We start from the raw sequence: 9,787 nt of genomic DNA on the forward strand, positions 1-9,787 counted from the left end.
CAGGAACGCGGCCGGGTCCTGGTCCAGGCCGCGGCCCATCGTCGACAGCCGGACCGGGCTGGCGCCCAGGGCGGTGTAGAGGTCCTCGCCCGCGGGGACGTCGACCAGGCGGTGCCGTGACCCGAGCGCCTGGACCTGCTGGCCGATCCGGCGGCCGAGACCGTCCAGGGGGTGCAGCAGGTCGGTCAGCGGGTCGGGGTCGAAGACCGGGACCACGACCTCCGCGGGGGCGAGCGCGACCCGGCCGTAGGCGGTCAGCGAGTGGTGCGACACACCGAGGTGCCGTTCGCGCGGGTCGGCGCCGGAGACCCGGAGCGAGGCGATCGGACGGCCGCCGAGCACCGAGGCGGCGTTCAGGGCCTCACCGGCCGCGACGCCGGAGAACCCCCACCGGGTGCCGGTGCCGAGGTTGCCGGGTCCCTGGGCCACCACGATCACGTCCGCGCCGACCACCGCCCGGGCGGCGAGCAGGGCGGTGTGCACGGTGACGGCCTCGAGATCGCCGCCGAACGCCTGACCCGCCGTGAGGCAGGACGCGATCCATCCGGCCTCGCGCAGACCGGCGACCGTGCGCGAGAACCACGCGGGCAGGGCACCGCCGTCGGTCATCACGTAGGCCACGGTGGGGGCGGGCCGACCGGCGCGGGCCGCACCGTGCCGGAGCCCGGCGACGATCGCCGGCAGCGCGGAATGCAGGTCGGCGACCACCACCGGGGTACCGGCCAGGTCGTCGGCGTCGCGCAGCGCGTCGTGGTGCGGGGACTCCTGGTCGTCGACCCCGAGCACCATCGTCTGCAGCGGGGTGTACCGCGCCTTGACCAGGTGACCCGGGCCGTCCGGCGGGTCGGCGGGCAGCCGCTCGGGATCACCGGGGGCGACGACCAGCGCGTAACCGCCGGTGCCGAGTCCGCGCGCCAGTGCGGAGACGTTGAGCAGCACGGTGTCGCCGACGTCGAACGTGCCGACCACCTCGGGGTAGGCCAGCGCGCGCACGCTGACCGGCTCGGCGCCGAGGGTGACCCGCACCCCCAGTTCGAGGGCTCCGGGCCACTGCTTGCCGACCGACTCCACCACACCCGCGCGCCACGTGATCACCGGACCACGCTACCGGCCACTACGGTTGACCCGATGCCCGAGACGATTCCCCCCGCCGAGCGGCTGCTCAACCTGGTCATCGCCCTGGTGCACACCCCGGGCCGGATGACCAAGGAGCAGATCCGCCGCACCGTGGCCGGCTACGCCGACGCGGTCAGTGACGACGCCTTCGAGCGGATGTTCGAACGCGACAAGGACACCCTGCGCGACCTGGGTATCCCGGTGACGACGGTGACCGCGATCGGCCACGGCGACGACATCGGCTACCGGGTGGACCAGGACGCCTACGCCCTGCCCCCGGTGGAGCTGACCTCCGCGGAGCTGGCCGCGCTGTCCCTGGCCGCCGAGTTCTGGCAGGACCGCTCGGTGCGTACCGAGACCAGCCGGGCGCTGACCAAGCTGCGCGCCGTGGGCGAGGACGCGGCGTCGACCGAGCTGGTGTCCGGTCTGGCCCCGGCGGTCCGGGCCGGTGGCGACGCGTTCCGGCCGCTGCTGGACGCGGTGCAGGACCGGCAGCGGGTGCGGTTCACCTACCGGGCGGCGAACACCGGGGAGGTGCGGGAGCGGATCGTCGAACCGTGGCGGCTGGTGGCGCGGCGTGGCGGCTGGATCCTGGTCGGCCGGGACGTGGACCGCGGTGCCTCGCGCAGCTTCCGGCTGAGCCGGATCGAGGGCCGGGTGCGTGCCGACGGCGGTGCCGGGTCGTTCGAGCCGCCCGCGCCGGAGGAGGTCGAGTCCGCGTTGCGCACCTGGGAGGTCGGGCAGCAGCGGACCGCGGTGCTGGCCCTGCGGCCGGAGCGCGCCGAGGTGCTGCGTGCCCGAGGTCGGGCGCTGCCGCCGGAACCGACCCGGGCGCCGGACCGTGATCTGATCGCCGTGCACTACCGGTCGACCTGGGAGCTGGCCGAGGAGGTCGTGACCTACGGTGACGCGGTGCTGGTGCTCGACCCGCCGGAGCTGCGGGCCGAGGTGATCCGGCTGCTGCGCACCGCGGCGGCCCTGGACGGCGGGACGGTCGATGGCTGAGCGGGCGAGCGAGCGGCTGCTCCGGCTGATCGGGATGATCGGGTACCTGGACCGGCACGAGGGCGTCCCGGTGGACCGGGTGGCCGAGCACTTCGGGGTGTCCGCGGCACAGGTGATGGCCGACGTCGACACGTTGTGGATGAGCGGCACGCCGGGGTACTACCCGGAGGACCTGATCGACTTCGACGCGGACTCCTACGACCGTGGCGTGCTCCGGCTGGTCGAGGCCCGGGGGATGACCCAGCCGCTGCGGCTCAGCACCCGGGAGGCGGTGACCCTGGTGGCCGCGCTGACCGCGATGGTCGCCGACCTGGCGCCGACGCTGGACGCCGCGCAGGCGGACGTGCTGCGGTCGGCACTGGCCAAGCTCACCGACGCGACCGGGGAGGCCGCCCAGGCGGTGGACGTCCGGCTGGCGGTGGACGGCCGGCCGGAGGTGGTCGCGGCCGTGCGCCGGGCGCTGGCCGAGGGTCGCCGACTGCGGATCCGGTACGTGAACGCCTCCGACGTGGCGGGGGAGCGGGACGTCGACCCGTTGCGCCTGACCACCTCCGATGAGCGGTCGTACCTGCAGGCCTGGTGTCACCGGGCGGGTGGGGAGCGGCTGTTCCGGCTCGACCGGATCGTGGCGGCCACCGTGCTGGACGTCGCGGCCGAGCCGCACCCCGGTGCCGGACGGGGTGCCACCGTGCAGTTCCGGCCGGACCCCGGCGGTGACCGGGTGACGCTGCACCTGCGGTCGACCGGCCGCTGGGTGGCCGAGACGGTGCCGGTGGAGGAGGTCCGCAACCTCCCCGACGGCAGCTTCGAGGTGGACCTGCTGGTGGAGCAGCCCGCCTTCGTGCAGGCGCTGGTGCTCCGGGCCGGGCAGGACCTGGTCGACGTGCGTCCGCCGGAGGTCGCCGCCGCGGTGGCCGGGGTGGCCCGGGCGGCCCTGGCCGCCTACGGTCCGATGGACGTGCCGATGGACGACGCGCAGGAGGAGGACCGGTGATGTGGTGGCTGGTGTGGGCCGTGCTGGTCCTCGCGACCCTGATGGGCGCGTTCTTCCTGGGCCGGGAACTGTGGCGCAAGGGACGTGCGCTGGTCGCGGAGCTGGACCACGCCGCCCAGGTGCTGGGCGAGCTGGCCGACGCCACCGGCCGGCTCGCGGAGGAGGCCCGGGCGGCCGAGCACGCCGCGCTGGCTGCGGCCGAGGCACTGCCGAGCAGGGAGTCCGCCCGCGCGCAGTGGGCCGCGAACCGGGAACGGATCGAGGAGCGCAAGGACGCCCGTCGGGCGCGTGACGAGGAGACCCGGCGGCGCTGGCGGGCACTCAGCCGCTGACCCGATCCGGACAGATCGCCGGAACCGGACCAGCCCGGTGCTGTGCCGCACGGGCACCGACGGTTAGGATCGGCCCCCAGTGGTGTCCTCCAACGACAGGAAACTCGCAGATGAACGCGCTCAAGCCCTGGCACATCGGCGTGCTGCTCGTCGTCATCATTCTGCTGTTCGGAGCCAAGCGGCTGCCGGACCTGGCGAAGAGCGTCGGCCAGTCCCTGAAGATCTTCAAGTCCGAGGTCAAGGACCTCACCGATGACGACAAGACGACCGCGGTCCAGCCCACCGAGCCCACGGTGAAGCCGGCCGGACCGGTGCAGCAGCCGGGCAGCACCACCTACCCGCCGTCGGGCGGCAGCAACACCCCTTCCTGACCCACGGTGGCACGCAAGCAACGTCGGGTGAACCCCGACGGTCGGATGCCCCTGCGCGAGCACCTGCTCGAGCTCCGCAAGCGACTCTTCCTGGCGGCGGCCGGCCTCGCGGTCGGCGCGGTCGGCGGGTGGTTCCTGTACCAGCCGGTCTTCGAGCTGCTGCAGCAGCCCCTGCTGGACGCGGCGGCCGAGCGCGGCGGGAATGTCTCGGTGAACTTCGCCGGGCTGGCCAGCGCGTTCGACATGCAGCTGAAGGTCTCGCTGTTCCTGGGCGCGCTGGTGTCCAGCCCGTGGTGGCTGTTCCAGCTGTGGGCGTTCATCACACCGGGGCTGACCAAGCGGGAACGCCGGTCGGCCTTCGGGTTCCTCGGGGCGGCGGTGCCCCTGTTCCTCGCCGGGTCGGCGCTGGCCGCGTACGTGATGCCGACCGCGGTGCGGGTGCTGACCGACTTCACGCCGGAGGGCGCGTCGAACTTCATCGACGCGCAGACGTACCTGAGCTTCGTGATGCGGTTCGTCCTGGCCTTCGGGCTGGCCTTCGTCCTGCCGGTGATCATGGTCGCGATCAACCTGGTCGGGCTGGTCCCGGCGCGGACCTGGGCCAGGGGCTGGCGCTGGGCGGTGCTGCTGGCCTTCGTGTTCGCCGCGGTGATGACGCCGACGCCGGACGCGATCACCATGATCGTGATGGCGCTGCCGATCTGCGGGCTGTACTTCGCCGCGCTGGGCGTCTGCGTGCTGCACGACCGTCGGGCGGCCAAGCGCCGCGCGGCGGAGCCCCCGGTCGAGGAGGCCGAGCCCGCGTGAGCCACCTGGGGGTCGTGGTGAACCCGGTGGCGGGCAAGGGCCGGGGCAGCGGGGCCGGGGAACGGGCGCTGGCCGCGCTGCGCACCCGCGGGCACCGGGTCGAGGACCTCACCGCCCGGGATCTGCTGACCGCCACCGCGCACGCCCGACGTGCGGCGGTGGACGGGCTGGACGCGCTGATCGTGGTCGGCGGCGACGGCCTCGTGCACCTGGGCGCGCAGGTGGTGGCGGAGACCGGCCTCCCGCTGGGCATCGTGTCCGCGGGCACCGGCGACGACGTCGCCCGCGCGCTGGGACTCCCGCTCCGGGGCCTGGACGCGCAGGTCGCGGCGCTGGAGCACGGGTTGACCGCGGGGCCGCGGCCGATCGACGCGGTGCGGGTCGGACCGCCCCGGCACTCGGCCCGCGAGTGGTACCTCGGTGCCTTGAGCTGCGGGGTGGACGCGGCGGTGAACGCCCGGGCGAACGCGATGACCTGGCCCCGGGGTGCCGCACGGTACGTCCGGGCGCTGGCCGCCGAGCTGACCGCGTTCCGGCCCTACGGCTACCGGGTCACCACGGACGAGGGCGTCTGGGAGTCGTCGGGCACCGTCGTCGTGGCGGCGAACGGGCCGTGGATCGGCGGTGGCGTCAAGGTGGCACCGGACGCCCTGATCGACGACGGCCTGCTGGACGTGGTGATCGCCGGGCCGTTCAGCAGGACGGGCGTGGTCCGGATCTTCCCGGGCATGTACGTCGGCCGGCACGTCCGGCACCCGAACGTGCAGGTGGTGCGCACCACCCGGCTGCTGGTCGAGGCCGCGCCCGCACGGGGGGCCACCCCGCCCGACGCCCACGCCGACGGTGAGCGGATCGGCCCGCTGCCACTGGAGGCCGTGGTCGAGCCCGGCGCGGTGCTGGCGCTGACCTGACCGGCCGGTGTCGGCGCCGCCGCCTAGGCTGGGACCGTGCCACGCCACACCGAATCCGAGCTCTCGCCCGCGGAGCGCTATGCCGAGGCCCGGCGCCGCACGGCGGCCGAGCGCACCGAGCTGGCCTCCTTCCGCCGGGTGCTGGACTTCCCGCTGGACGACTTCCAGGAACGGGCCTGCGAGGCGGTGGAACGCGGCTCGGGGGTGCTGGTGGCCGCCCCGACCGGCGCCGGCAAAACGGTGGTCGGCGAGTTCGCGGTGCACCTCGCGCTCGCCCAGGGCCGCAAGGCCTTCTACACCACCCCGATCAAGGCGCTGTCGAACCAGAAGTTCCACGACCTGGTGCGCCGGCACGGTGCGGACCGGGTGGGCCTGCTGACCGGGGACACCACGATCAACGGTGAGGCGCCGGTGGTCGTGATGACCACCGAGGTGCTGCGGAACATGCTCTACGCGGACTCCCGGACCCTGGACGGCCTGGGCTACGTGGTGATGGACGAGGTGCACTACCTGGCCGACCGGTTCCGCGGACCGGTGTGGGAAGAGGTGATCATCCACCTGTCCGCCGACGTGCAGGTGGTCTCGCTGTCCGCCACGGTCTCCAACGCGGAGGAGTTCGGCGACTGGCTGACCACCGTGCGCGGCGACACCGAGGTGGTGGTCTCGGAGCACCGACCGGTGCCGTTGGGGCAGCAGGTCCTGGTCCGGGACCGGCTGCTCGACCTGTACGCCGGGCACGTGGACCCGACAGCACCGGGCAAGAACCCGCCGATCAACCCGGACCTGGCGCACGAGCTGCGCCGGACCTCCCGCGCGGACGGGCCGCCCCAGCGTGGCCGCCGTGGACCGGGCGACCGGGGCTATCGCGGTGCGGGCGGGAACCGGCGCGGGGGAGAGGCGATGGGTCCACGCCCGGCGCCCCGTCCGGTGATGATCGACGTGCTGGCCGAGGCCGGGTTCCTGCCGGTGATCGACTTCATCTTCAGCCGGGCCGCCTGCGATGCCGCGGTCACGCAGTGCGTGGCCGGCGGGGTGCGGCTGACCACCCCGGCCGAGCAGACCGAGATCCGGCTGATCGCGGAGGAGCGGTGCGCCGCCATCGCCTCCGAGGACCTGGACGTGGTCGGGTACTGGGGCTTCGTGGACGCGCTGACCCGCGGGGTCGCCGCGCACCACGCCGGGATGCTGCCCGCGTTCAAGGAGACCGTCGAGGAGGCGTTCGTCCGCGGCCTGGTGAAGGTGGTGTTCGCCACCGAGACGCTGGCGCTGGGCATCAACATGCCGGCCCGGTCGGTGGTGCTGGAGAAGCTGGTCAAGTGGGACGGCTCCGGACATGTCGACCTCACACCGGGGGAGTACACCCAGCTCACCGGTCGTGCGGGCCGCCGGGGCATCGACACCGAGGGCCACGCGGTGGTGATCGGCCGTGGCGGGCTCGACCCGATGGCGCTGGCCGGTCTGGCCTCGAAGCGGCTGTACCCGTTGAAGTCCGCGTTCAAACCCACCTACAACATGGCGGTGAACCTGATCGCCCAGGTCGGCCGGACCCGTGCGCGCGAGGTGCTGGAGACCTCGTTCGCGCAGTTCCAGGCCGACCGGGGCGTGGTCGGCCTGGCCCGCCAGGCGCAGCAGCACGCCGAGGCCCTGGGCGGCTACGCGGAGGCGATGAGCTGCCACCTGGGCGACTTCGCGGAGTACGCCGGGCTGCGTCGCGAGCTCTCCGACGTCGAACGCGGGGTGCACCGGGCGGCCGTGGCGGACCGGCGGCGCAGCGCGTCGGAGAGCCTGGCCGAGCTCCGGGTCGGCGACGTGGTGGCGATCCCCACCGGGCGGCGTCCGGTGCACGCGGTCGTGGTCGAGGCCGACGGGTCGGGGGGCTTCGAGGGGGCCCGCCCCTTGGTGGTGACCACCGAGCGCGATCTGCAGCGTCTGAGCGTCCAGGACCTGAACGACGCCCTGCGTGCGGTCGGTCACCTGCGGGTGCCGAAGGGCTTCGCGCCCCGTGCCGCCTCGCACCGCCGGGACCTGGCCGCTCAGCTGCGGGCCGAGATCTCCGCCGGGCGGGTGCAGGCGCCGCCGCCGGGCAAGCGTGGCCGTCGTGGACCGCAGGGGGCGGACGAGGACCAGCGGATCGCCGAGCTGCGGCGCACGTTGCGGGCTCATCCCTGCCACGGCTGCCCGGAGCGGGAGCAGCACGCGCGGTGGGCGGAGCGCTGGTACCGGGCGGACAGCGAGCACCGGGCGCTGGTGCAGCGGATCGAGGGCCGCACCGGGTCCATCGCGGTGGTCTTCGACCGGATCTGCGACGTGCTGGTGCGCCTCGGCTACCTGGATCGGGGCGAGCAGCTGGAGATCACCGACGACGGCCAGTGGCTGCGGCGGATCTACGCGGAGAACGACCTGTTGCTGGCCGAGTGCCTGCGCCGGGGCGCCTGGGCCGACCTGGACGTGCCGGGGCTGGCCGCCGTGGTCTCCGCGGTGGTCTACTCCGCGCGCCGGGACGACCGGGACCGCGACCCGGCGGTGCCCGGCGGTCCGCACGGCAAGCTGGGCACCGCGCTGGACACCACCGTGCGGATCTGGTCCGAGCTGGACGACCTGGAGCAGGCGCACCGGCTGTCCGCCACCCAGCCGCTGGACCTCGGCATCGTCACCGCGGTGCACCGGTGGGCCGCCGGTCGTGGGCTGGACGCGGTGCTGCGGGGATCGGACCTGGCCGCGGGCGACTTCGTCCGGTGGTGCAAGCAGGTGGTCGACGTGCTGGACCAGGTCGCGAAGGCCGCTCCGGACGAGCACCTGCGCGCGGTGGCCCGCAAGGCCATCCCGGCCGTGCGTCGCGGGGTGATCGCCGACGCGGGCACCTGACCGGTCCACGTAGGCTGACCGCTCGTGAGCAGCACCCTGTACCGCCGCGGTGTCGTCGACTCCCCGACGACGCACGGGGCGACCGCCCTGCTGGTCGAGGGTGACCGGATCGTCTGGATCGGCGCCGAGGACCAGGCCGACGGGCTCTCCCCGGACACGGTGGTCGATCTGGACGGCGCGCTGGTCACGCCCGGGTTCGTCGACGCGCACGCCCACGTGCTGGCCACCGCGCTGGTCGCCGACGGACTGGACCTGTCCGGGTCCGCGTCCCTGCCCGAGGCACTGGCCGCGATCCGGTCCGCCGCCGGCGGGGAGCTCGGACGTCGGCTGGCCGCCGAGGGTGCGCCGCTGGCCGGTGCGGGCTGGGACGAGCAGCGCTGGCCGGAACGCCGGGCCCCGAGCCGGGCCGAGCTCGACGCGGCCGCGCACGGGGCGCCGGTCTACCTCACCCGGGTCGACCTGCACTCGGGGGTGGCCTCCAGCTCCTTCGCCCAGGTGCTCGGACTGGACCGGCTGCCCGGGTGGAGCCCGGACGGGCTGATCACGGGTGCCGCGCACGAGGCCGCACGGGATGCGCTGACCGACATCGCCCCGGGCCGCCGCGATCGACTGCACCGGTCCGCGCTGCACCGGGCGGCGTCCCGTGGCGTGGTCGCCCTGCACGAGCACTCGGCGCCGTTCACCGACACCCGGGCCGGTCTGCGCGCGCTGCTGGCCCTGGGCGCCGAGCCGGATCTGCCGCTGGTGCTCGGCTACCGCGGCGAGCTCTGCGTGACCACCGACGATGCCCGCGAGCTGCTGGCCGACATCCCGGGACTCACCGGGATCGGCGGCGACCTGTGCGTGGACGGCTCGGTCGGCTCCCGCACCGCGGCGCTGCACCGGCCCTACCTGGACGCCCCGGTGGACTGGCCGTTCCCGACCGGTGAGCTCGAGCTGACCGCGGAACAGCTGAGCAATCACGTCGCCGCCGTGACGCGGGCCGGGGCGCAGGTCGCGCTGCACGCCATCGGCGACCGCGCGGTGGCCGAGGTGCTGCTCGGGGTACGGGCGGCCACCGACGTGGAGGGGCTGGACGCGATCCGGGCGGCCGGGCACCGGATCGAGCACGCGGAGCTGCTGGACGCCCCCGCCCTGGCCGCGACCGTGCTGTTCGGGCTGACCGCCTCGGTGCAGCCCGCCTTCGACGCCGCCTGGGGCGGGCCGGACGGGATGTACGCCGCGCGACTCGGCGCGGCGCGGGCGGCCCACATGACGCCGCTGGCGGATCTGCGTGACGCCGGGGTGCCGCTGGCCCTCGGCTCGGACACCCCGGTCACCCCGGTGGACCCGTGGGGAGCGGTGCGGGCCGCACTCGGCCACCACACCGCCGAGCAGCGTCTGAGC

9 protein-coding genes are annotated in these 9,787 nt (G+C 74.6%); 8 read left to right on the forward strand and 1 reads right to left on the reverse strand.

Going from position 1 to position 9,787, the window contains the following annotated elements; genetic code table 11:
- Positions 1–1,095, reverse strand: a 1,095-nt coding sequence (locus tag OGL89_RS16385; protein ID WP_263121242.1) for a DUF3866 family protein, incomplete at its 3' end; no start/stop codon positions are given.
- Positions 1,096–1,128: 33 nt separating this feature from the next.
- Here OGL89_RS16385 and OGL89_RS16390 point away from each other — a divergent pair.
- The 8 genes from OGL89_RS16390 to OGL89_RS16425 all read left to right on the forward strand — a co-directional run.
- On the forward strand, positions 1,129–2,121 hold the full coding sequence (locus OGL89_RS16390) for a WYL domain-containing protein (protein ID WP_263121243.1): 993 nt from the start codon (positions 1,129–1,131) through the stop codon (positions 2,119–2,121).
- Positions 2,114–3,115: a WYL domain-containing protein gene (locus OGL89_RS16395; RefSeq protein ID WP_263121244.1), complete on the forward strand. Its 1,002-nt coding sequence runs from the start codon at positions 2,114–2,116 to the stop codon at positions 3,113–3,115. The genes OGL89_RS16390 and OGL89_RS16395 overlap by 8 nt, the downstream gene beginning before the upstream one ends.
- Positions 3,115–3,447, forward strand: coding sequence for a hypothetical protein (locus tag OGL89_RS16400; RefSeq protein WP_263121245.1), 333 nt, complete (start codon positions 3,115–3,117; stop codon positions 3,445–3,447). Before OGL89_RS16395 ends, OGL89_RS16400 begins: the two co-directional genes overlap by 1 nt.
- A 110-nt stretch (positions 3,448–3,557) precedes the next feature.
- Positions 3,558–3,818, forward strand: a complete 261-nt coding sequence (tatA, locus tag OGL89_RS16405) for a Sec-independent protein translocase subunit TatA (protein WP_263121246.1) — start codon at positions 3,558–3,560, stop codon at positions 3,816–3,818.
- A 45-nt stretch (positions 3,819–3,863) separates the two neighbouring features.
- On the forward strand, positions 3,864–4,625 hold the full coding sequence (tatC, locus tag OGL89_RS16410; protein ID WP_263121250.1) for a twin-arginine translocase subunit TatC: 762 nt from the start codon (positions 3,864–3,866) through the stop codon (positions 4,623–4,625).
- Positions 4,622–5,536 (forward strand): diacylglycerol kinase family protein, encoded by a 915-nt coding sequence (locus OGL89_RS16415; RefSeq protein ID WP_263121247.1) that lies wholly within the window; start codon positions 4,622–4,624, stop codon positions 5,534–5,536. The genes tatC and OGL89_RS16415 overlap by 4 nt, the downstream gene beginning before the upstream one ends.
- Before the next feature lie 36 nt (positions 5,537–5,572).
- Positions 5,573–8,401, forward strand: a complete 2,829-nt coding sequence (locus tag OGL89_RS16420; protein WP_263121248.1) for a DEAD/DEAH box helicase — start codon at positions 5,573–5,575, stop codon at positions 8,399–8,401.
- Positions 8,402–8,425: 24 nt separating this feature from the next.
- Positions 8,426–9,787 (forward strand): amidohydrolase family protein (locus OGL89_RS16425; protein ID WP_263121249.1); only part of this gene is annotated, 1,362 nt, incomplete at its 3' end.

Source organism: Cellulomonas sp. RIT-PI-Y (assembly GCF_025642745.1).
In the GTDB taxonomy this organism is placed as follows: domain Bacteria; phylum Actinomycetota; class Actinomycetes; order Actinomycetales; family Cellulomonadaceae; genus Cellulomonas.